The sequence below is a fragment of the Gemmatimonas aurantiaca T-27 genome (assembly GCF_000010305.1).
In the GTDB taxonomy this organism is placed as follows: domain Bacteria; phylum Gemmatimonadota; class Gemmatimonadetes; order Gemmatimonadales; family Gemmatimonadaceae; genus Gemmatimonas; species Gemmatimonas aurantiaca.
This window is the reverse complement of record NC_012489.1, coordinates 1,142,122-1,163,828: the sequence shown is the minus strand read 5'-3', so window position 1 is coordinate 1,163,828 and position 21,707 is coordinate 1,142,122. Positions and strand designations below refer to the sequence as shown.

The 21,707-nt window shown below is 64.5% G+C and carries 19 protein-coding genes; 10 read left to right on the top strand and 9 right to left on the bottom strand.

Annotated elements, in window-relative coordinates; all coding sequences use genetic code 11:
• Nucleotides 1-11: 11 nt before the first annotated feature.
• From GAU_RS05035 to GAU_RS05025, 3 genes are all read right to left on the bottom strand, one after another.
• The gene (locus tag GAU_RS05035; RefSeq protein ID WP_012682475.1) at nucleotides 12-1,364 is read right to left on the bottom strand and encodes a HEAT repeat domain-containing protein; all 1,353 of its coding nucleotides are present in this window, start codon (nucleotides 1,362-1,364) and stop codon (nucleotides 12-14) included.
• 164 nt (nucleotides 1,365-1,528) lie between these two features.
• Nucleotides 1,529-3,736, bottom strand: a complete 2,208-nt coding sequence (locus GAU_RS05030; RefSeq protein WP_012682474.1) for a M56 family metallopeptidase — start codon at nucleotides 3,734-3,736, stop codon at nucleotides 1,529-1,531.
• Nucleotides 3,729-4,145, bottom strand: a complete 417-nt coding sequence (locus tag GAU_RS05025; protein WP_012682473.1) for a BlaI/MecI/CopY family transcriptional regulator — start codon at nucleotides 4,143-4,145, stop codon at nucleotides 3,729-3,731. Before GAU_RS05025 ends, GAU_RS05030 begins: the two co-directional genes overlap by 8 nt.
• Before the next feature lie 133 nt (nucleotides 4,146-4,278).
• Between GAU_RS05025 and GAU_RS05020 the strand changes: the two genes are divergently transcribed.
• Nucleotides 4,279-4,530 (top strand): GlsB/YeaQ/YmgE family stress response membrane protein, encoded by a 252-nt coding sequence (locus tag GAU_RS05020; RefSeq protein WP_012682472.1) that lies wholly within the window; start codon nucleotides 4,279-4,281, stop codon nucleotides 4,528-4,530.
• Between the two features lie 27 nt (nucleotides 4,531-4,557).
• On the opposite strand, the gene GAU_RS05015 is transcribed toward GAU_RS05020, so the two are convergent.
• From GAU_RS05015 to GAU_RS04990, 6 genes are all read right to left on the bottom strand, one after another.
• Nucleotides 4,558-4,875, bottom strand: coding sequence for a hypothetical protein (locus GAU_RS05015; RefSeq protein ID WP_012682471.1), 318 nt, complete (start codon nucleotides 4,873-4,875; stop codon nucleotides 4,558-4,560).
• Entirely contained in the window at nucleotides 4,872-5,558 is a 687-nt protein-coding gene (locus GAU_RS05010; RefSeq protein ID WP_012682470.1) for an alpha/beta hydrolase, read from the bottom strand. The genes GAU_RS05015 and GAU_RS05010 overlap by 4 nt, the downstream gene beginning before the upstream one ends.
• 2 nt (nucleotides 5,559-5,560) lie before the next feature.
• Nucleotides 5,561-5,953, bottom strand: coding sequence for a hypothetical protein (locus GAU_RS05005; RefSeq protein ID WP_012682469.1), 393 nt, complete (start codon nucleotides 5,951-5,953; stop codon nucleotides 5,561-5,563).
• Nucleotides 5,954-6,024: 71 nt separating this feature from the next.
• Nucleotides 6,025-7,641: a sensor histidine kinase gene (locus GAU_RS05000; protein ID WP_012682468.1), complete on the bottom strand. Its 1,617-nt coding sequence runs from the start codon at nucleotides 7,639-7,641 to the stop codon at nucleotides 6,025-6,027.
• Entirely contained in the window at nucleotides 7,638-8,321 is a 684-nt protein-coding gene (locus GAU_RS04995; protein ID WP_269446086.1) for a response regulator transcription factor, read from the bottom strand. Before GAU_RS04995 ends, GAU_RS05000 begins: the two co-directional genes overlap by 4 nt.
• 236 nt (nucleotides 8,322-8,557) lie before the next feature.
• A complete protein-coding gene (locus GAU_RS04990; protein WP_231847956.1) occupies nucleotides 8,558-10,522 on the bottom strand; it encodes an LVIVD repeat-containing protein in 1,965 nt (654 codons plus the stop codon).
• A gap of 258 nt (nucleotides 10,523-10,780) precedes the next feature.
• Between GAU_RS04990 and GAU_RS04985 the strand changes: the two genes are divergently transcribed.
• The 9 genes from GAU_RS04985 (at nucleotide 10,781) to GAU_RS04945 (ending at nucleotide 21,704) form a co-directional block, all read left to right on the top strand.
• Nucleotides 10,781-11,896: an MBL fold metallo-hydrolase gene (locus GAU_RS04985; protein ID WP_012682465.1), complete on the top strand. Its 1,116-nt coding sequence runs from the start codon at nucleotides 10,781-10,783 to the stop codon at nucleotides 11,894-11,896.
• A gap of 118 nt (nucleotides 11,897-12,014) precedes the next feature.
• A complete protein-coding gene (locus tag GAU_RS22600; protein ID WP_012682464.1) occupies nucleotides 12,015-12,617 on the top strand; it encodes a PEP-CTERM sorting domain-containing protein in 603 nt (200 codons plus the stop codon).
• Nucleotides 12,618-12,745: 128 nt separating this feature from the next.
• Nucleotides 12,746-13,339: a DUF4287 domain-containing protein gene (locus GAU_RS04975; protein ID WP_012682463.1), complete on the top strand. Its 594-nt coding sequence runs from the start codon at nucleotides 12,746-12,748 to the stop codon at nucleotides 13,337-13,339.
• A gap of 24 nt (nucleotides 13,340-13,363) precedes the next feature.
• Nucleotides 13,364-14,332, top strand: a complete 969-nt coding sequence (locus GAU_RS04970; RefSeq protein ID WP_012682462.1) for a hypothetical protein — start codon at nucleotides 13,364-13,366, stop codon at nucleotides 14,330-14,332.
• Between the two features lie 79 nt (nucleotides 14,333-14,411).
• Nucleotides 14,412-17,129: a M14 family metallopeptidase gene (locus GAU_RS04965; RefSeq protein ID WP_041265271.1), complete on the top strand. Its 2,718-nt coding sequence runs from the start codon at nucleotides 14,412-14,414 to the stop codon at nucleotides 17,127-17,129.
• Between the two features lie 58 nt (nucleotides 17,130-17,187).
• Nucleotides 17,188-18,432: an amidohydrolase family protein gene (locus GAU_RS04960; protein WP_012682460.1), complete on the top strand. Its 1,245-nt coding sequence runs from the start codon at nucleotides 17,188-17,190 to the stop codon at nucleotides 18,430-18,432.
• A gap of 148 nt (nucleotides 18,433-18,580) precedes the next feature.
• Nucleotides 18,581-19,804: a serine hydrolase domain-containing protein gene (locus tag GAU_RS04955; RefSeq protein WP_169307590.1), complete on the top strand. Its 1,224-nt coding sequence runs from the start codon at nucleotides 18,581-18,583 to the stop codon at nucleotides 19,802-19,804.
• Between the two features lie 140 nt (nucleotides 19,805-19,944).
• Nucleotides 19,945-20,316, top strand: coding sequence for a helix-turn-helix domain-containing protein (locus GAU_RS04950; protein WP_012682458.1), 372 nt, complete (start codon nucleotides 19,945-19,947; stop codon nucleotides 20,314-20,316).
• Entirely contained in the window at nucleotides 20,313-21,704 is a 1,392-nt protein-coding gene (locus tag GAU_RS04945; RefSeq protein ID WP_041265270.1) for a type II toxin-antitoxin system HipA family toxin, read from the top strand. The genes GAU_RS04950 and GAU_RS04945 overlap by 4 nt, the downstream gene beginning before the upstream one ends.
• The last annotated feature ends 3 nt before the right edge of the window (nucleotides 21,705-21,707 follow it).

Genomic DNA, 21,707 nt, shown 5'->3' with positions numbered 1-21,707 from the left:
GAAGTCGCGCCTCAGGGAAATGGACGCGGACGCGGCATCGGCCACGGCCAGGGATCGATGGTCCGACCACGCACCAGCGAACGCACCGCCAACTCCCGCACCTTGGCATCGGACGACGACACCAGTGCACGCACCGCACGATCACTGCCGCCGCCCATGTCCGCAGCCGCACGAATCAGCGCCTGACGCACCCGATCCACATCTTCCCGCTCCAATGCATCGACGACAGCATCCAGGGTCGCCGGATCGCGCAGTTCCTTGAGGGCCCACGCCGTGGCGCGACGCACCTTCGGCTCCTTGTCCTTGAGCGCGCGCAGCAGCGCCGATGGTGCCGTGCCGCCGTTGCCATTGCCGATCGACCCCACGGCCCACGCGGCAATCTCCCGTACATCGGCACTGCGATCATCCGCCGCCGCTGTTGCCAGCACACTCGCTGCCGCGCGGTGATTGGTATTGCCCAACGTCCACGCCGCCGACTCGCGCGCGTCGGGATCTTCATCGCGCGACACCATGGTCATCAACGCGTCCCCGGCGTCATCGGTGAGACGCCGTTGCTGTCCGAGTGCCCATGCAGACATCTCGCGCACCGATGCATCCCGGTCACGCAGGGCCCGGGCCAGCGCCGCACTGCCTTCGCGCGGATCGATATTGCCGATGGCCCACGCCGCCGTGCGACGGACCTGCGGGCTCGGGTCATTCGCGAGCAGCGGCACCAGCGTGGCCACACTGCGTGTGGAATCGATCTGCCCCAGCGACGTCACGGCCGCGAGGCGCACCGTGGTGTTGCGGTCACCCACCAGATCATGCAATGCGCGCAACGCTGCGCCGTCACGCATGCGACCAGAAGCCCACGCGGCATTGGCCCGCACGCTCACCACGTCGTCACGCAACACACGGCGCACCGCCGAAGCCGCATCACGCACATCGCCTCGGCCCAACACGGTCAGCGCCGACGCCCGTACCACCGAATCGCGCGACGACAGACGCTCCACCATGGGCTCCATGATCAGCGAATCAGGCTGCGTCGCCAACAACTGCGAGGCCACCTCGCCCACGCAGGGATCGGTATCACCCAATGCCTGCACCACGCGGTTCACCGCCGATGCCGACAGGACTTCGTTGCGTTCGGGCGCCATCACCGGCAGACGCGTCACCGGCGGTTCGGCGCCGTTGCCCCATCCCATGCTGCGCACCGCGCGCGAAGCATACTGACACAGCAGTGCCGGGGCGCCACGTGCACCGGTCAACAGTGCCTCCACGTCAACGGCCGCGCGCGCCTCAACCACCGGTGCTCCCGATCGCACGTCGGATCCACCAACCGTCAGCGTGCTGGCCACCACCACACCCGCCAGGAAGTTTTTCATCGTCGCCTCCACCGCCTCACGCGGCAGTGTTGAAATTTCAGCACTCAGGGACAAGAGAGTCGGCGCCGAGGCGCCGCTCTCCACTATTCGATTGTTGCTGCTGTCGTCAGCGTCCTGCGACGACCTGCTACCACTACACCTTCATGGACCAACGCGAAACGCGATCAGGGATACGGGCGCGGATCCGGCCATGGCCATGGCCATGGCGTCGGCACACGATGTCCTGCCAGCAACGTGATGGCCTGTTCACGAATCTCCCGATCGTTGCTGTCGATCATCTCCTTGACGAACTCCGTCGAACTCTCGCCAAGCGAGACCAGCGTGCGGAACATGTCACGACGCACGGTGGGATCTTTTTCGGACCGCAGTGCACGCTGCAGCGCCGGCGCGGCCTTCTCGTCGCCGACCTGGTGAATCACCCACGTCACCGCGCGCCGCACATTGCGACTGCTGTCAGCGAGATGCCCCACGAGCCCCGCCGGCAACGCGGCCGGTCTGACACTGCCCAATGCCCACGCGGCACGATAGCGCACCGAGGCCTCGGGATCGTCGAGGGCCTTGAGCAGCACGGCTTCTGCGTCGCGTACATCGAGCGTGCCGATCGCCCACGCCGCCGTGCCGCGCGCCTTGGTACCGGCTTCACTGCGCACCGCTTCGATCAGCGCACTGCCGACCCCACCCGATGCGGTGTGCTCCTGAGCCAGCGACCAGGCAGCCATCTCACGCACACCCGCGTCGGCGTCCCGGCGCAGTGCGTTCATCAGCGCCGCGCGCGTGCCATCGACCATCTGGTACTCGTTCAAACCCCACGCAGCCACGCGGCGGATCGACCCGCTGCTGTCGGTCGTCAGCAGGCGTACCAGCAGGCGCACCCGCTCGTTCGCCGATAGGCTGTCGAGGCCCGAAAGGGGCGTCTTCGCAAATCCCTGCCGCGCACCGGGACCGAACGCACTCGCGATGCCAGTGCTCACCTCGACAGAGAACTGCGCCACGAGATCCCGGATGGCGTCGTTCGTACGACGATCGAGACGCCCAGACGGACCGGCCGGCGGCTGGACGGGCAACACCCGCCCTTGCATCTCCGGCATGGCAGCCGATTCCGGCGTGGCCACAGCATCCATCATCGGCCGGGATGCGCGCTGCGTACCACGCCGACCTGAATCCCCCATCGAGTGCTGCGCCACGGTCTGCGCCGCGCTCGAAGCCAGCGAGTCCGTCATCATGCCTTGCGCGGCGGCGGCAGCGCCCGGAGCGACGGGCGCCGCAGCACCCACCAGCAACGTCACCGCGCCGATGAGCCCCGCCAGCGTGATCGCCTGACGACGCGTCGTGTTGCGCCGGGGACGCTCGGGATCGAGAATGGCGAGCATGCGCCCTTCGAACTCGCTGCGACGGGCCATCGCGATACCCACCGCAGGCGTGGCGTCACCCTTCACCGACGTCACGATATCCAGCAGATGTTCGGCATAGTCCGACGCGCGGGTGCCCGACGACACCGCCAGATCATCACACGCCTGCTCGCTTTCGGCGCGCAGGGCACCAGCGGCCATCCAGACCATCGGATGAAACCAGTACACCACACACACAAGCCGCGCGAAGGTGTGCCCCAACAAATCGTTGCGGCGCACGTGCGCGAGTTCATGCAGCAACACCGCCTGACGACGCTCGACACTCCAGGTATCGGACGACAGCGGCAACACGATGGTCGGCGTGCGCACACCACAGGCAAAGGGCATGCGCACATCGGCCGACCGCACCACACGCGGCACATCGTCGAGTCCGATGCGATCGGCCACTTCATAGAGTGGGTCGAGCCAATCGGACGCCGCCACGGGCGTCGCGCGCCGTACGATGCGCGCCGCAGCCACCCAGCTCCGCAGCAACCACGCGGCCGTGATGAACATGCCAACACACCACACCATGGCGATCATCGCCAGCGGCGAGAGCGACTGCACGTACGACATCACACGCGTCAACACGCTGGGTGCGACGCTCGCGGCCGGCGCATCAGGCGCAGCAGATTCCGGCACGTCGACCAAAGACTTGTCCGCGGCGTTGTCCGAGGGTGCCGCCACATCCGCAATCGTGGCAGGCGCCTGATTCGGCGTCACCCGATCCGTTGATGCGATCGTGCCGGCCGACGTGAACACGCCGTTCGGAATCACCCCGAACCGCATCGGCTGCGCAAACTCGAGCACCGGAATCATCAGCGTGGCCACCAGCACCACCAACCACCAGAGATGGCGGAAACCCGCCGTAGCACGCTGCAGAAGCCGGGCGCCCAACACCGCGAGGCCCAGCAACAGCGTGATCTTGGCAATCACCAGCAACAAGGCCGATGTATTAATGGACAGCAGGAAGGTGTCAGACATCGTTTCCTCCTTCCGTGCGACGAGCCTTGGCAATGGCATCGCGCAACCGTGACACATCACGGGCATCGAGCCCGAGATCGCCGCGCCGCAGCAGCGCGGTTACGGCCAGTTCGGGTGACCCACCGAAGTACGTCTCCACCAGGTGATTGAGCGCGTTCTCGCGCACGGCGTCGCCGTCCACCGCGGGGTAGTACACGTACCGGGGGCCATCCTCGCGGAACAGGATCGTGCCCTTCTCGGCCAGAATGCGCACAATGGACCGCACCGCCGAGTAGGTGGGCGGATCCGGCAGTTCGGCCATGATTTCAGCCACCGTCGCCTCACCACGCCGGTGCAGGATGTCCATCACCTGCCGTTCGCGGCGGGAAAGACTGCCGGGGGCAGAATCAGAGTCTTGGGGGGTGGCCATGGATATCAGGGGAGAAAGTCTGCTGATTTTTCAACCATGCTGATATTTCAACAGTCTTCCCCCGATGTCAACCCCGGGTGTACGTAGGCATGTCCGCCATGGCGGCGGACGTTCTCACTTCCTGGAGCAAAACATGGGTCTTCTGTACACGTGCCTGATCGGGCTCATCGTGGGTGCTGTTGCGAAGTTCCTGATGCCCGGTAGGGACCCGGGTGGCTTCATCATCACCATCCTGCTCGGCATTGCCGGTGCCTTTGTCGGCACGTGGCTCGGGCAGATGCTGGGGCTGTACGCGGCGGGAGCGCAGGCCGGCTTCATCGCCAGCGTGCTGGGCGCCCTGCTGCTGTTGTTTGTCTACCGAATGGTCGCCGGCAAAAAGGCCTGAATTCTTGCAGCGTCGGCGGCGTGTGCGTCAGCGTAGCCGGCGCCAATAGTACCACTCACGCGCGGCGGTCCACTCCTGGGCCGCCGCGTCGTGTATGCCGGGCACACATTCGGCGCTCTCCACGGTCGCGTCGCGATAGATCCCGTCCAGCTCGGCCATCGTTTCGCGCGTGTCGGCCGTGACCGGACGCGCCCGGATACGACGCGATATCTCATGGCGCACGGCCAGATCGTCGAGATAGTCCGGCACCCCGTCGAGCAGTGTCACGTCACGGCGCTCGATACGGTCCACCGCCCGCGCCCACTCGGCAATCAGGGCAGCCAGGGCCAGTCGCTCCAGATTCATGATGCGCGTAGACCCGCCAGCAAGGTGGCGAGCACCGACCCATCCAGGCGGTGTTCACCGACAAAACACTGTGCCACGGCAGTGGGTTGCCACGAACGCAGACGATCCAGCGACAGTTGTAGCGCCTCCTCCGACACAAACGGATCGGCGTTGCCTGCCACCAGCGTGACCTGTGTATGTGCGAGCTGCTTACGCAGACGTTCGTGATCGATGTCGGTGGCCAAGCCCCCCGCCCACACCACCCACTGCTGCGGTTGGACATGACCCGCCGCCAGCCATCGTGTCGCGGTGGCCACGCCCTGCGAGAACGCAAGCACCCCAGTAGCGGTGACCTGCTGCGCCTCGGCCATCACCGCGTCGTGCACGTCCTGTAACCACCGCACGGCATCCGTGATATCGTCTTCCCGCGCCTCGCGGGTCATCCACGTCGCGCCCACCCGTTGCAGGTGACTGCCATCGGGACGTGGCATGTCGCGATAGAAACGCGACAACCCTTCGGGAGCCACCACGCAGGTGTCGGCGGGCACCACACCATCGAATGGCCGAAGGATGTCTGGTGCGAGTTGTCCGTATCCATGCAGCACAAACCACACGCGCTGCGCTGTTACCGGTTCCGCCCCGATCATCGCGTAGCGCCCGGTCTTCACCGTGTCGCGGGAATACAGGCGAATGGTGTCAGCCACGACTACGGCTGGTCCTTCTTGAGTTCCACCACGATCACTTCGATGGGTTGCTTGGTGTTGTTCACGTCCGCATGAGTCTCACCCTTCGGATCGGCACCAAGCCAGTACGCCCTGCCCTTCTGCCAATGGTAGGTGTTCACCACCTTGCCGGCCGGATTCACCACATCCAGTGTGCCATCAGTGAGAGCGACCAGGGCGCGGCCATGTTCGTGCCGGTGCTGGGTCAATGGCTGGTTGGGCATGATGATGGACTTCCACACCTTCATCTCGTCGTTCTCGAACTGCGGTTCGCGACGCGTGGTCGCCTGCTGCTGGGCGCGCATAACACCGGCGCCGGCTGCAAAGGACAGCACAGACGCAACCAGAATGGCGCGCAGGGGACGAGGACCGGACATGAGATTTCCCGGTGAAGGGCGGCGGAAAGGAACGCGGTACGCAGCAGAGGACGGCTGCGAAATCTACCACCTCACGCTGCGGGCAGTCGCACGTTGATGCATGTCCCGCGGACAGCCGACCGCGCCCCATGGCGTTCCGCGTCGTCGACATCGGCAGTACCACCGGCGCGGCGCACCAGATCCTGTACCACCGCAAGCCCGATCCCTGAACCGATCTGGTTTCCGCGTTGTGCGTCCCGCCCTCGGGCAAACGGTTGCCAGACCATCTCACGCTCTTCCAGTGGAATGCCAGGCCCCTCATCGACGACGGCGATGTGTACCACCTCCGCATCTCCCGCCACGCGCAGCAGGACCTGCTGACCATTGGGACCGTACTTGATGGCGTTGTCCAGCAGGTTGAGCAGAATCTGCTGCAGGTCGTCGCGTTCGATCCGCGCCGACACATCGGTGATCACTTCGAGTTGCAGCGTGACATCCCGTTCTGCGGCGAGGGGCGCCATCGTGGCCATCGCGCGTTGCACCGCATCGCCGAGGTTCACCGGCGCGGGCACAGTAGGTTCCACCACTGTACCCGCGCGTACGAATGTCAGTGATCGCTCCACCAAGATCGACAACCGGTCGGCCTCTTTCTCGATGATCGACAGGGCTCGCGATGCATCGGCCACGGCGGGCAGCAATCCGAGTCGCAGCATCTCGGCGTACAGTCGGATCTGGGTCAGCGGCGTGCGCAGCTCGTGCGAGACCGACGACACGAAGGTGGCCCGCAAGTGCATCGCTTCGTGCTGTTGACGCAGATGATCGGCGCGCCAACGCAGCAACAGCACACCGATGATCAGCAGCACCACCGCCGACAGAACGGCATCGGTGAACCAGAGGGATCCCTGCAGCAGCACCATCAGCTCGGCCACTTCCCGCTCGCGCACCAGCAACCAGGTCGTACCCGGCACCGGCGTCCGGCCGTAGACCACCGTACGCCCGGTGAGACCACGACCAATACCACGTGATGCGCGCTGACCATCACGCAGCAGATCTTCGAGATACTGGGCCGTTGGCCGCGCACCGCCAGCCATCGATGCCGTGGTGGGCTGCGGCACGGCGCCACCCGGCGCACTCACCGTCATCGGCGTCACACGACCATCCGCAAGATCGAATAGAGCTGTACGCTGCGTGAGATCGTCAGGCGCGGCCACGTTGAAATGTGAGAAGGCCGCCGGGTTGGCCACAGCCGTCAGGATCACACTCCCGCGGATCCGCCCATGGTCGTCTATGGGAGCGATGAAATCGATCACGGTGACGGAATCGATGCGCCGCACCCGACGCATCGACGGCAGCAGACTGTCGCTCACCACGCCACGCACGAAGCCGCCCGATCGCATCATGGCGAGCACGGATTGCTCCTGCAGCGCCAGCGTCGCTGTACCGCGCCCCCCGGTCGCATGCAGCGCTGCCAGCGACGCTACCTGGGCATCCCGCATCGCCACCCAGTCGCCCAGCACATCGGCCGAGAGTGCGGCCGACAGCGGCAAGGCTTCGAGCATCTGCGCCACAAACCCACGCTGGCTGCGGGCGTGCAACCACGCGATGCCGGCCACACTCACCACGGCAAAGACCACCACGCCCACCAAACGCCTCGTGGTGAGCCAGGCGGCTACGGGAACGATCACGGGCGCACCTGCGCTCGCCTTCATGGATCAAACCGATAGCCGGTCTTCCAGACAGTGCGGATATGACGTGGCCGGGAAGGAATGCGCTCGAGTTTACGTCGCAGCTCCACCACATGCAGGTCCACCGTGCGCGTCTGGATATCGGGCGCATGCCCCCACACATCCCGCAGCAACGTCGCGCGCGCGAGCGCTTTCTCCGGCTGCCGCACCAGTGCGAGGAGCAAGTCGAATTCCTTGGGCGTCAGTGGCACGGCTTCATCGGCGCGCGACACACGGCGCGCCGCGACGTCCACGACCACATCGCTGAATCGCACAAAGGCCGGCAGGGTGCTCTCGTCGTCGGGGGGCGACGCGGAGCGCGTGCGCCGCAACAGCGCCGAAACCCGCTCGACCAACTCCAGCACGCCAAAGGGCTTGGTGACAAAGTCATCGGCCCCACTGCGAAAGCCGCGCACCTTGTCGGCTTCTTCACTGCGCGCGCTGAGAATCAGCACCGGCACACCAAAGCCATCGGCCCGCAGGCGCTCGAGGACCGAGAACCCGTCCAGCCCTGGCATCATGAGGTCGAGAATCACCAGATGCGGTTCAAACGCACGCACCTGCCCAACCGCCGCCGTGCTGTCGGAGACGACGGCCACCCGATGGCCGTAGGCTTCCAGCGTACGACTGAGGCCGAAGGCCAGATCGGTATTGTCTTCGACAATCAGAACGCGCGCAGACGTGCCAACCTCCAGATGGGGAACATGTCGTGAGTCACCGCGGCGGTCCGCACGGTTGGCAGGGAAACTAGACGGCGATCGCTCGACTCCGGGGGATCACGCGCCGGAATCTGTATGGGTTTCGTATGCCAGCCCGTTCAATGCACAACGACCAGGCACGTCACATGGACGTACCTGGTCGTGCTGGTGCTTCCTGCTATCACACGGTCTGCCGCGGCCGATTACATCGCCAGGGCGCGCAGGTCCTGCAGCGACTTCTTGAGCATGTCGACCTTGGCACCATCGCAACTGCGGGCACCTTCGGCGTCGGTCACGGCCTTGGCCAGCGCGGTGTTGCGGTCTGCACCGTTGGCCTTTTCAGCCGCCGAGATCTGCGAACGCAGCGCGCTCACCGTGCTCGCCGAGCAGCCCTTGCGCTCGAGCTGATCGGTGAAGGCCTTGGCCAGCGAGAAGCTGGGCGGCCACACGATCTTCGGCTGACCCTGCGCGTTGAGCTGGTCCCACTTCACCGTCTTCGCGGCATCGATCTCGTTCTGCGAGATGAATTCGCTCGGCACCAACTCGGCCACGTCCATACCGCGGGCGATTTCCGAGCTCACGATGCTGCCGTTGTACCAGTACACCGACCACGAACCGCCCATCTGCATACGCGTGCCGTCCACCGGGCCGCGATCGAACGAGGCGATTTCCTTCGGGTTCGACGCGTCCGTCCAGTCGAACACCGAAATGCCGCCCTGGTACCACGACTGCACCATCACATCGCGCCCCGGGATCGGGATCAGCGAGCCATTGTGCGCCACGCAGTTTTCGTTGGCCGTCTGGTACGTCGGGATCTTGTAGTAGCTCTTGAACACCAGCTTCTTGTTCACCACCTCGAAGATGGCATTGGCGCCCCACTCCGGCTTGTCGAGCGGACGGCACTTCGGTGAACCACCGCCGCCCCATTCGTCGGAGAACAGCAGCTTCGTGCCATCGTTGTTGAACGTGGCCGAATGCCAGTAGGCGAAGTTCGAATCGGCCACCGCGTCGAGACGCACCGGCGCGACCGGGTTGCTGATGTCGAGCAGCAGGCCGTGCCCTTCACACGCGCCACCGGCCAGACCGAGCGCCGGATACACGGTGATGTCGTGGCACTGCGACGTTTCATGAATGGCACCGCCCTTGGTCGGCGGCGTCATCATGCCGTTGGCCGTCAGCAACCGCTTCATGTTGGCATCGATGACCGGGCGTGCGGCCGCGGAGTCCGCCGCATTGGCCACGGTGGCACCGCGCGCCTTCATCACACTGTCGAGCACCGGCTTCACGAACTGGCTCGGCACTTCCATTTCCTGACCCATGGCCGGGATCATGATCATGAACGCGCCCTTGGCCTTGATCGCCGCGATGTCGGCCTTGTCGGCTTCTGAAGCACCGTGCGAGCTGGGTGCATTGAGGCCAGCGAAGATATTGGCCCGACCCACGACCGCCGACTTGGCCGGATCAGCCAGCGGCACCTTGATGATTTCGATGCGCAGACGCGCCGAGTTGGCATCGGCGCTGGCCGTGTTGGCGCACTCCGTCAGTTCACCGCCCGGGCGGATGCCCGATGAACCCGACACGTAGATGTAGATATTCTGCTTGTCCTTCGGATCTTCGAGCACCGTGTGCGTGTGTGAACCGCGGCACGTCTGCACATTGGCCACGAGCTTGGGCTCACGGATGTTGGTGATGTCGAAGATGCGCACGCCACGCATGCGCTCCTTGCTCACCGTCTCCCGCACACCACCCGGCTTGCAATCGATGCGGCCGTTCATGGCTTCGGCCGACATGAACATCAGGTTCTTGTACACCGATACGTCGTTCTGCGACGCCGGGCATTCGTAGGCCACCACCAACTTCGGCGCCGACGGATTGCTGATGTCCCACACCACGGGGCCGTTGTAGTTGCCCTGGATGACGTAGTTACCCGTGAACGCCAGATCGGAGTTCGTCTGCCCGAGGAAGCCCTGCGGCGAGACGGCCTTGCCGACGACCTTGAGATTCGAGGTGTACTCGCCAGCGTCGAACAGACCGGCCTTGAGGTTGTTGCGCGGATCGGTGGCCGGCGAGGCCCCCGTGTTCGGCTTGGCTTTGGCGCAGGCGGAGAGCGCCGTGAGCGCTGCCGAAACCACCAGCGCGACCGTGCCGCGCGAGAGAGAAACGTGCATGAGGAGGCGTGGGACAAGAGGTGAACGCCGGACAGTCAGCCGCATGATGCGGCATGCCATCCGGCATCGGAGGCCCGCAATCGCGGCACCTTCCCGGGCATCCCCTGACGATACCCGATCCTGCAGGAATCGACAGGGGCGCTCGTCCCTACGGTCGCTTTTTCGATGCGTTTCGTGCCTGGCACGAATTGTGGATGCCGCTGGCGATGTGGCGGGTGATGTAGCTTCCCATGCACCATGCCCGTTCCACATCCCGCCATGCCCACCGGCGTCGTCACAGGCGGTGCCCGCGCCGCCCGAGGGCTTCTGTGCGCACTCCTGGTCATGCTCGCGGGTTGTCACTGGCTGCGCACCGGCCGGCCGGAGCCGTTTGCACCCGTGGCCGGGCAGACGGTGAAACGCATCGGGGAATGCCCCAGCGGCTGCACCGACTCGCTGGATATCGTCGCGATGGGTGTCGGTGGGTATCTGCTGATGCCGTGGCAGGATACGACGCAACTGGTCATGACCCCGCCGTCCTTCACCAACCCCACGCTGTGGTGGATGGCGCTGGGTGACTGGTGGTTGGGTTCATCACCCAATGCGGGCCGCATCAACCGACGCCTGGCCGCCCTGCCCAACGCCGGCCCCGATCGCCTGTCACGGGTACGGGCCGTGCTCGTCGGTCACGGACACTACGATCATCTGATGGATCTGCCGCCGCTGTCTCCGTTGTTGGCCAATGCGACGGTGTATGGCAGCCGCACTGTGCAGCATCTGCTCGCACCGCTCGAGACAATCGCACCGTGGCATGTGCGAGCGGTCGACTCGCTGGCGGCTACCGATGACACCCACACCGGGCAGGAGATCGTGGTCGCCCCGCATTTGCGGGTACGGGCCATCGCGTGGGATCATGCGCCCAACATCGGCAACATCGTCATTGCGAATGACACCGAACGCGCGCCGCGCACGAAGCTGCCACGCACCGTCCATGGCTGGAAGCTTGGGCGGGTGCACGCGTACACCATCGACATCGGCACACGAGCCGACACGGTGGATGTGCGGGTGTTTGTGCACGATGCAGCCGGATCACCGGACGTGGTGCGACGCGCCGCCAGTGTCCTGCGCGCCATGCCGGCCGCAAGGCACACCGTCGCGATCATCGCCGCAGCCAACTTCGATCAGGCGCACGCCTATCCCGATATCCTGCTGGCACATCTGGCGCCCGACCATGTGATCTTCGGTCACTGGGAAGACTTCTTTCGGTCGTCCGAAAAGCCGCCGCGTATCGTGCGCGGTATCCGGGGAAGCGAACTGGTGCACGTGGTGGAGCGCTATCAGGGTGGACGATGGACGGCCCTGACCCCCGGCGCCACGCTGCGATTGCGATTTTGATCACACACTACGTCCAAGGCCCAGTTGACGGTCCTTCCGGGTGGGCCATAGGCTTGCTCGCCGCCCGCGCGTGAGGTGGCCGCATTTACCTGCCGCATTCATCCCCGGAGTGATTGCCATGCTGCCGCTCATCCGCCGCACGTGTTCTGCCGCCGCCCTGCTGATCGCATTCGCCGTGCCGGCAGGCGCTCAGGTCACCTATGAATTTTCGGCTGCACTTCTGGGGAGCAGCGGCGCCAGCAATGGGACGTGGAGTGGGTACGCGGTCTTCAATTGGCTCAACAGCGGCGGGTCCGGCACTGGCGCCGCGTCTTCATTTTTGACCACCGCCGTGCCGGCAGGCATCAGTGCGCCCGCGCAAGGCTGGGACGCCACGTTGTGGGCAAACGTGGCGAGTAATTCCTTCACCTTCGTAAATGGCGTCGTGACCGCATTCCAGTTTGGCGCCGTCAGCATGCCCGACCAATACACCGTGTGCGCCAACAGCGGATCGTTGTTCAATCTGACGCCGGATGGACTGTACGGCTGCCCCGCGAACTACAATCGCATCGGTGCATTCAACGGAGCGCGGGGCGAGAATCTCAACGGCATTCAGGGTATCACGTTCACCGAAACCGGGCGGGGCAGCACGGTACCGGAGCCATCAACGTGGGCGCTGATGGCATCGGGCCTGGTCGCAATGGGCATCGTCGCGCGGCGGCGGCGCACGACCAGGTCCTGATCCGCCGGCGGCAGACAAGCCGCACGACAGGATTTGTTGAGCATTGTGCAGCGGGGCACCACCTTCTCGATGAGGTGATGCCCCGCTCTTTTTTTGCGCCCACACCCAACTGCGTAGGGAAGACATCCATGGACGTCGACAAAGCCCTGGCCACCCAACTGGCGAATATCGAGAAGCGCACGGGGAAAACGCTGGCAGAACTCCAGGCCATTGTGCAGGCCAGTGGTCTCACCAAACACGGTGAGTGCGTGAACATGCTCAAGACCAGCCTGGGCATGGGCCATGGAGACGCCAACACGGTGGTGCACACGGTGAAACAACTGGCTGTCGCAGGAACGGCCAGTAGCGCTCGGGCACCCTCGACGGACCGCGCGGAAAGCGTCCCGTCCGACGTGCTCGACGCGCTCTACAGTGGAGCCAAGACCGCACTTCGGCCCATTCACGACGCGCTGCTGGTCCGCATGCACACGCTCGGGGCATTCGAATCGTCGCCGAAAAAATCCTACGTGAGCTATCGGCGCAGCAAACAATTCTGCATGATCGGACCGGCGACCAATTCGCGAGTCGAAGTGGGTCTCAATGTGCGCGGTCTGCAAGCCCAGGATCGACTGGAGGAGCTGCCTGCCGGGCAGATGTGTCAGTACAAGGTGCGAGTGACCGATGTATCGCAGGTCGACGATGAACTGATCGCGTGGATCGCCCTCGCCTACGAGGGCGCCTGAGCAGTCCTTTCTCCAAGGCGTGCCATGTGCCACTCCCGCAGTACCCTGTTGCTCACGCTGGTGATTGTCCTCGCGGCCTGCGATGCTACGCCCGCGCGCATCACGACCACCGTCACCGATTCCGACACGGTGGTGGTCAATACGCAGCGTCCCACTCCACTCCCCGCGGTGGTGCGCACACGCAACGGGTCGGTGCTGGAGAATGCACCGGTGCAGTGGCGCCGGGTGGGCAGCGCGGGCAGCAACACGGACATGGCACTGAGCGACAGTGGCAAGGTGGACTGCCAGACCACGGGCGATCTGCAGGTGGAAGCACGCAGCGGCAGCGCCTCGAGAACTTTCACCGTGCTCTGTCGCCCCATCGCCACGGTGCAGGCCATGCCGGCGGTGGTGCTGCAGTTGGGCGACGCACCCACGGAGTACAGCATCGGTGCGCTCACCGCACAGCGTGTCCCGGTGTACCAGGTCGCCGGTGTGGCCACCATGGCTGATACCAGCGTCGCCGCGTTACGCGACGGGCGAATCGTTGCGCGTGCCGTGGGGGAGACACACCTGCGGGTACAGGCCGGCGATTGCGACGTGGCAGTCCGTGTGGTGGTGGAAGACGCCGTGGATACCCCGGACGCGATCGCCCGCAATCGTCCGTACGAAACACAGATCATGCTGGCTCCGGGTGAACTACGGTCCTGGCGTCCGCCGGCCGGACTCACCTACGTGCATCTGCTGTCCGAGCCCGCCCTCGCACCCAATGCCTCATCCGCCATGAAATTCGGCATTCTGAATGCCAATTGTGCCAACTACCGGCAGGCCTATCGTGCGCGCTCCTGCGTGATGACCGATTCATCGGTGGTGGCCATCCGGAACACACGCGCGGTGAGCAGCCCGGTGCACCTGCGCCTCGAGGTGAAGACTCCGTACCCCGAAGGGCGCAAGCCGAAGCGCGTTCCCTCGGAGAGTCACGGCAACGCCTTCTGTCCGCACGATCTCCGCTGACCCCTCTGGGTTCGCGAGACCAGGGCCCCAATCGTAGTTTGGGCAGGTCCACTGCATGTGTCCTCTGCCCCGCCCCACGATGCGTCGTGTCTTCGCCCCGCTGACCGCTCTGTCACTGGCGTCTCTCCTCGGTGCTGCCGCACCGGCTCAGGTTCAAGCCCAGGGTCGCATCACCACGCCCAAGGAAGCCTTCGGCGCCAACTATGGCGACGACTACTTCCTCGCCAATTACCAGCAGATCAGCAGCTACTGGCGCACGCTCGAGCAGCAATCACCGCGTGTAAAGCTGCGCGTGATGGGCAAGACCACCGAAGGCCGCGACCAGTTGATGGCCATCATCACATCGCCGGAAAACCATCGCAATCTCGAGCGCTATCGGCAGATCGCTGAACGCCTCGCGAAGGCCGAGAACCTGACCGACGACGAAGCACGCGCCCTGGCCAAGGAAGGCAAGGCCATCGTGTGGATCGATGGAGGCCTGCACGCCACCGAAACACTGGGCGCGCAGCAGCTTGGCGAGACCGTGTACCAGATGGCCAGCCGCACCGACGCCGAGACCATGCGGTTTCTCGACGACGTCATCATCCTGTTCGTGCATGCCAACCCGGATGGCAACGATCTGGTGGCCAACTGGTACATGCGCACCAGCGATCCCAAGGAACGCACGCTGACGGGGCTGCCGCGCCTGTATCAGAAGTACATCGGCCACGACAACAACCGTGAGTTCTTCACCTCCACGCAGAAGGAGACGGAGAACATCAATCGTGCGCTGTACCATGAATGGTTCCCGCAACTGCTCTACAATCACCATCAGAGCGCGCCGGCCGGCACGGTCGTGTATTCGCCACCGTTCCGCGATCCGTACAACTACAATCTCGACCCGTCGATGCTGCTGGGCATCCAGGCGCTGGGCACCGCGATGCACTCGCGGTTGGCCATCGAGGGCAAGCCCGGTGCCACCATGCGCAATGGCGCACCGTACGACGGCTGGTGGAACGGCGGCATCCGCAATACGGCCACGTTCCACAACACCATCGCGGTGCTGACGGAGATGATCGGCAGTCCCACACCGATGCGCATTCCACTCATCGCCGATCGGCAGATTCCGCGCGGTGATATGGCCCTGCCCGTGGCGCCGCAGCTATGGCATCTGCGTCAGTCGGTGGACTATTCGGTGTCGCTCAATCGCGCCGTGCTCGATCACGCGTCGCGCCTGCGCGAGAACCTGTTGTTCAACATCTACCGCATGGGCAAGAACTCCATCGAGCGCGGTGGTCGCGACACCTGGACGCCCAACCCGCGGCGCGATGCCGAAGTGGCCAAGCGGGTGAAGGGCGCCGACTCACTCATCTGGGCCGCCCAGCACGCGCCCGACTACCGCGATCCGCGCGGGTACATCATTCCGAGTGATCAGCCCGATTTCCTCACGGCTATCAAGTTCATCAATGGCCTGCGCGAAACCGGCATCACCGTGCAGCGCGCCACGCAGGCGTTCACCGTGAACGGCAAATCGTATCCCACCGGTTCGTTCGTGGTGCAGACGGCGCAGGCATTCCGGCCGCATGTGATCGACATGTTCGAACCGCAGGTGCACCCGGATGTGTTCCCGTATCCGGGCTCACCACCAACACCGCCGTATGACAACGCCGGGTGGACATGGGCGTATCAGATGGGCATTCGTTTCGATCGCCTGCTCGAGCCATTCAGCGGACCATTCACCAACGTGACGGATTGGAACGTCGCACCGCCGGCCGGCACGGTGAGCACGGGCGCGAAAGGCTACTGGATCGATCCGCGCGTGAACGATGCATTCACCGTCGTGAATCGCCTGCTGGCCGCCAAGGTATCAGTGGCACGCGCTACGCAGGCCGTGACCGTCGGCGCGGGCGCCAATGCCACCGCGCTGCCGGCCGGTGCGTTCTGGATACCGGCCAGCAGCGCCGCGTTGAATGTGTTGCGCACCGCCGCGACAGAACTTGGCGTGAACGCCACAGGTGCAACGTCGGCGCCCACGGCCACCACACCACTGCGTGCCGCGCGCATAGGACTTTGGGACACCTATGGCGGCTCGATGCCATCGGGTTGGGCACGTTGGATTCTCGAGCAGTTCAACTATTCGTTCTCGCGTGTGTTTGCACCCGAGATCGACGCCGGCAATCTACGGACGAAGTACGATGCACTGGTGTTCGTGGACGGTGCGATTCCCGGTGTGCAGGCAGCGAGCCGTGGTGGTGGTAGTGGCGGTGTGCTCGACGAACCGGCCAATCTGCCGGCCGAATTCAAGGGGCAGTTCGGTCGGATGAACGTGGACAAGAGCCTGCCCGCACTCAAGGCGTTCATCGAACAAGGTGGCACCGTGGTCGCCATCGGCAATTCGGCGGTGAATCTCGCAGCATTCCTGCAATTGCCCGTCGGCAATCACCTCGCGAAGGACGGCACGCCCTATCCGCGCACACAGTTCTACGTGCCAGGCAGTGTGCTGCGCGTGAAGGTCGATACCACCGCCGCAGCCGCCTTCGGTATGCCGGGCCAGGCCGATGTGTTCTTCGATGCGAGCCCGGTGTTCACCCTGGGCGCCGATGCCGCATCACGCGGTGTACGACCCATTGCCTGGTTCGAAGGCACCACCCCGCTGCGCAGTGGCTGGGCATGGGGACAGGAGCTGCTCGACAAGGGCGTGGCCGGCGTGGAAGCCAAGGTTGGTCAGGGGCGTGTGCTGCTGTACGGCCCGCAAATCACCCAGCGTGCGCAACCGCATGGCACGTTCAAGTTCCTGTTCAACGGATTGTACCGGTGATCCCCACTAGCGAAAGAGCACCTCGCTATCTCGGGTGTTCTTTCGCTAAACTCGTTTCATGTCCTTGACCTCCCGCCTTCTCCGCGTGTGCGGTGTTGCCGCAGTGCTTCCTGCGCTCGCAGTGGCCCAGCCGGTCCCCCGCGCTTTCACCGGTGCCACTCTCATCGATGGCACCGGCCGTACCCCCGTCACCAACGCCACACTGCTCGTGCGTGACGGACGCATCGTCGCCGCCGGCCCCGCCGCGCGGGTGACCATCCCGGCAAACGCCGAACGTGTGCCGCTCGCCGGCAAGGTGATCATCCCCGGGCTCATCAACGCCCACGGACACGCCTCGAGTGTTGCCAATCTGCGCACCTACGCGGCGTACGGCGTGACCACCGTCTACTCACTCGGCGATGAATCGCCCGACGTGTTCGCCGCCCGCGATGCCCAACGCACCACCGCTCCATCTCACGCCCGTGTGTATGTCGCCGGACCGGTGCTCAACCCATCATCACCCGATGATGCGCGCGCGCAGGTCGCTGCCGTGGCCGATCGGAAAGTCGATATCGTGAAGATTCGCGTCGACGACAACCTCGGCACGGCGCCCAAGATGAAACCCGAGATCTATCGCGCCGTGATCGATGCGGCTCACGCGCGTGGGCTGCGTGTCGCGGTGCATCTCTACTATCTCGACGATGCCAAGGATCTGCTCGCGGCCGGGGCCGACTACATCGCCCACAGTGTGCGTGACAAGGCCGTCGACGCCGATTTCACGCGCCAGCTCGTGCAGTCGAAGGTGTGTTACTCACCCACGCTGATGCGCGAAGTTTCCACGTTCGTGTACGAAAGCACACCGCCGTTTTTCAAGGACTCGCTGTTCCTGGCGCATGCCAATCGGGAATGGATGGCCACCGCGCAGCAGCCGGCCCGACAGGAAGCCACACGCACCAGTGCGAGTGCACAGCGCTACAAAGCGCAGTTGCCTCTCGCCATGCGCAACATGAAGGCGCTGCACCAGGCCGGTGTACCGATTGCGATGGGTACCGACACCGGCCCGGTGGGACGTTTCCAGGGCTATTTCGAGCTCATGGAAATCGAGATGATGGTGGACGCCGGCCTCACGCCGACCCAGGCCCTGCAGAGCGCCACACGTGATGCCGCACGCTGCCTCAAGCTCGACGCGGATCTCGGCACACTCGAAGCGGGCAAGGTGGCCGACTTCGTGGTACTCGACGCATCACCACTGGAACGCATCAGCAACATCCGAAAGCAACACTCGGTGTGGATCGGTGGCGTGCGGGTAGGGGCCGGACACTAGTTGGTGCCACCGTCCGCCGTCGGGATTTCACCGACGATGGTCAATATGGCATCACGGGTCTTGCAGGGCGCCGTATCGGTGAAACAGCCGATCCCGCGTGGTCGTAGAGAGACACAACCTCCTCAAGCGACCAGGAATGATCCCGACGATGGCACTGCACATTGGGGCGATGACACTGCTCGCCATGACGGACGTCGGTTCGCCGCGTGTCGATCACCATGGCAGTCATTTCCATAGCGACAGCACCGTGCGCCGCCTCGATGGCTCCACACTCAGCGTCACCCGTGCCGACTCGCTCGTGCGTACGCTCGTGGCGCAACACCACATCACCGGGTTGCAGATTGCCGTCGTGAACGGTGGCCGTCTTGCGTGGAGTGCCGCGTACGGCCTGCAGAACAAAGCCCCCGATCGCCCACTCACCACGGGCTCCATCCTGTGGGCAGCGTCCATCACCAAGGGCGTGTTTGCCGCCTATGCCATGCAATTGGTGGAACGTGGACGCCTGCCGCTCGATACGCCGGTCGTCGCACTGCTTCAGACGCCGCTCGACCAGGTGCCGGCCTACAAGGAGAGCGCGAGCGCCTTGGTGAAGGATCCACGCTGGGCACACGTCACGCCGCGCATGCTGCTCAGTCACTCATCGGGGCTGGCCAACTTTGCCTTCCTCGAGCCCGATGGACGCATGCAGTTGCACCATGAGCCGGGCACGGCGTATCGCTACTCGGGTGATGGGCTCAACATCCTGCAGCTCGTCATCGAACAGCGCGAAGGCCAGAAGCTCGAGGTGCTCATGGAGCAACAGCTTCTGCAGCCACTCGGCATGTCGAGCACGACGATGATTCATCGTGCACCGTTCACCGAGCGCATGGCAGATCGGTTCGGCAAAGAGGAGCAGTTTCTCGCCGCCACGCGACGCTCACCAGCCCGTGCGGCAGGGTCGATGGTCTCCACCGCCGAAGATCTCGCACACTTCGGGATCGCATTGATGCAGGGGCGGGTGCTCGGTGAGCGCACACGCGCCGAGATGCTGCGTCCGCAGATCGTGCCGAACACCCAGCATGAATTCCCCATGCCTGGTGACACCGGTACCAACGCGGAGGCCAAGCGCCTGGGTGTGGCCTATGGGCTGGGATGGGGGCTGATGACCACCACCCCGCACGGCCCGGGCTTCTTCAAACAAGGGCACGGTGACGGTGCACAAACGCTGATGGTGTGCTTCGCCAGGCAGCAGCAGTGCCTCGTGTTGATGACCAACAGCGACAACGGCGAGTGGGCCTTTGCCCCGCTGGTGAAAGAGTTTCTGGGCTCGGACGCCCTGCCGGTGGAGTGGATGTCCTACACCCCGGATGCTCTGCGATCAAAGACCAATTAAAGCGCCACATAAGTCGCATAAAGATTTGCTTGCAGCAAAATGCGCCGTACAAGTCGCCATATTCATCAATTGACTAAATACGCCATTAAAGTCACATTGAATGAATATATGGCGACAAAGGAACCTATACGTCGCATTCCATGTCCAGAATAGGCAACGAAACAAGCACCCCGGATGTACTCGGTGAGCTCGGCGAGCGGATCCGGGGATATCGTTTGCAGCAGAACCTGCGGGTGATCGATGTCGCCAGACTATCCGGGCTCCCGTCGCGCACCATCAATCGGCTCGAGGCGGGAGAGAACTCCACGCTCGAAACCGTGGTGCGGGTACTCCGGGCACTGGGGCGCCTCGATGCACTGGAGGCCTTCCTCCCGGTGCCCACGCTCTCGCCCATCCAACTCGCGGCACTGAGCGGACAGGTGCGACAGCGGGCCAGCCGACCGCGCAAGACCTCCGCATCACGCGATAGCACCCCCGCCACCGAACGTGAACGCGGCGCCCGCGATCCATGACCGGCGCGAGGACTGCAGCTCGGCGTGCCTCCGGTGCGGCGCTCGCCACGGTGCGATTGTGGGGACATGACGTGGGCGTGGTGGCGGAAGATCCGTCCACCGGCACGGTCATCTTCGAGTACACGGAGGGTTTTCGCACCACCGGCCTGGAGATCTCGCCGCGTCATCTGCCACTCCATCGTCGCGGACCGATCACATTCCCCGAACTCGCGCGCTCCGATGCTTTCCTGGGTCTGCCGGGCGTGCTCGCCGACAGCCTGCCCGACGCATACGGCAATGCGGTCATCCGTCGTTACTTCGAACAACGCGGACGTCCCCAGGACGCCATGAGCCCCGTGCAGCGCCTGCTGTACATCGGACAGCGGGCAATGGGCGCGCTCGAGTTCACGCCGCCCATCGATGCCGTGCGCAACGATGCCACGAAGGAAGCGCTCGAAATCTCCATGCTGGTGGAGCAAGCGCGGCGTGTGATCGAAGGGGACACCAGCGTGGCCATTCCCGAGATGATGCAGGTGGGGGCTACAGCGGGTGGGGCACGCGCCAAAGCGCTCATTCTGTGGAACCGTGCCGTCACCCGCGTGCGTTCGGGATTTGCGCCGGCCACGGTTGGCGACGAACACTGGATGATCAAGTTCGATGGCGTGGCGGCCGGCGAAGGCGGCCACAGTGTCACGCGCAATTTCCAGCCGCAGCCCTACGGGCGCATCGAATATGCCTACTCGCAGATGGCGCGTCGTGCGGGGATCGACATGAGCGAGACGCATCTGCTGCGCGAACGCGACTTCGCGCACTTCATGACACGGCGCTTCGATCGGGTGCAGCGTGGCGTATCGCTGGCAACGGCCGCCGAGCAGGAGACCTCCGTGTCGACACTCGCTGCCGCGGGCACCGAGCCGATGGCCCGTCTCCACATGCACACACTCGGTGGGCTCGAACACACCGACTACAACGTGCGCCAACTGCTCTCGTACGAAGACTGGTTCCGCACCATTCGGGCACTGCAGCTCGGACAGGCGGCCATCGATCAGGCGTACCGACGCATGGTGTTCAACCTCGCCGCACGCAACCAGGACGACCACGTCAAGAACATCGCGTTCCTGATGGACGACGCAGGTCATTGGTCACTCGCGCCGGCCTATGACCTCACGTGGGCTGTGGGCGGCACATGGACACGCACGCACCAGATGACCGTGCGTGGCAAGGACGATCATTTCACCCGCGGCGATCTGCTGCAGGTGGGCAAGGCATTCGATGTGCCGGATGCCGGCGCGCGCATCGTCGATGATATCGAGGAAGGACTCGCCCTGTGGGAGTCATCCGCGAAAGCGGTCGACCTGGACCGCCACGACATCGACGAGCGCGCGCGGCTATTCCGTCATTTTGCCTGAGCG

Coding starts and splice junctions, on each gene's coding strand:
- GAU_RS05015 (WP_012682471.1), bottom strand. CDS start 4,875: ATGAATCTGGAGCGACTGGCCCTGGCTGCCCTGATTGCCGAGTGGGCG.
- GAU_RS04985 (WP_012682465.1), top strand. CDS start 10,781: ATGCCCACCGGCGTCGTCACAGGCGGTGCCCGCGCCGCCCGAGGGCTT.
- GAU_RS04955 (WP_169307590.1), top strand. CDS start 18,581: ATGGCACTGCACATTGGGGCGATGACACTGCTCGCCATGACGGACGTC.
- GAU_RS05030 (WP_012682474.1), bottom strand. CDS start 3,736: ATGTCTGACACCTTCCTGCTGTCCATTAATACATCGGCCTTGTTGCTG.
- GAU_RS05025 (WP_012682473.1), bottom strand. CDS start 4,145: ATGGCCACCCCCCAAGACTCTGATTCTGCCCCCGGCAGTCTTTCCCGC.
- GAU_RS04945 (WP_041265270.1), top strand. CDS start 20,313: ATGACCGGCGCGAGGACTGCAGCTCGGCGTGCCTCCGGTGCGGCGCTC.
- GAU_RS22600 (WP_012682464.1), top strand. CDS start 12,015: ATGCTGCCGCTCATCCGCCGCACGTGTTCTGCCGCCGCCCTGCTGATC.
- GAU_RS05005 (WP_012682469.1), bottom strand. CDS start 5,953: ATGTCCGGTCCTCGTCCCCTGCGCGCCATTCTGGTTGCGTCTGTGCTG.
- GAU_RS04960 (WP_012682460.1), top strand. CDS start 17,188: ATGTCCTTGACCTCCCGCCTTCTCCGCGTGTGCGGTGTTGCCGCAGTG.
- GAU_RS04950 (WP_012682458.1), top strand. CDS start 19,945: ATGTCCAGAATAGGCAACGAAACAAGCACCCCGGATGTACTCGGTGAG.
- GAU_RS04975 (WP_012682463.1), top strand. CDS start 12,746: ATGGACGTCGACAAAGCCCTGGCCACCCAACTGGCGAATATCGAGAAG.
- GAU_RS05020 (WP_012682472.1), top strand. CDS start 4,279: ATGGGTCTTCTGTACACGTGCCTGATCGGGCTCATCGTGGGTGCTGTT.
- GAU_RS04990 (WP_231847956.1), bottom strand. CDS start 10,522: ATGCACGTTTCTCTCTCGCGCGGCACGGTCGCGCTGGTGGTTTCGGCA.
- GAU_RS04970 (WP_012682462.1), top strand. CDS start 13,364: ATGTGCCACTCCCGCAGTACCCTGTTGCTCACGCTGGTGATTGTCCTC.
- GAU_RS05000 (WP_012682468.1), bottom strand. CDS start 7,641: ATGAAGGCGAGCGCAGGTGCGCCCGTGATCGTTCCCGTAGCCGCCTGG.
- GAU_RS04965 (WP_041265271.1), top strand. CDS start 14,412: ATGCGTCGTGTCTTCGCCCCGCTGACCGCTCTGTCACTGGCGTCTCTC.
- GAU_RS05035 (WP_012682475.1), bottom strand. CDS start 1,364: ATGAAAAACTTCCTGGCGGGTGTGGTGGTGGCCAGCACGCTGACGGTT.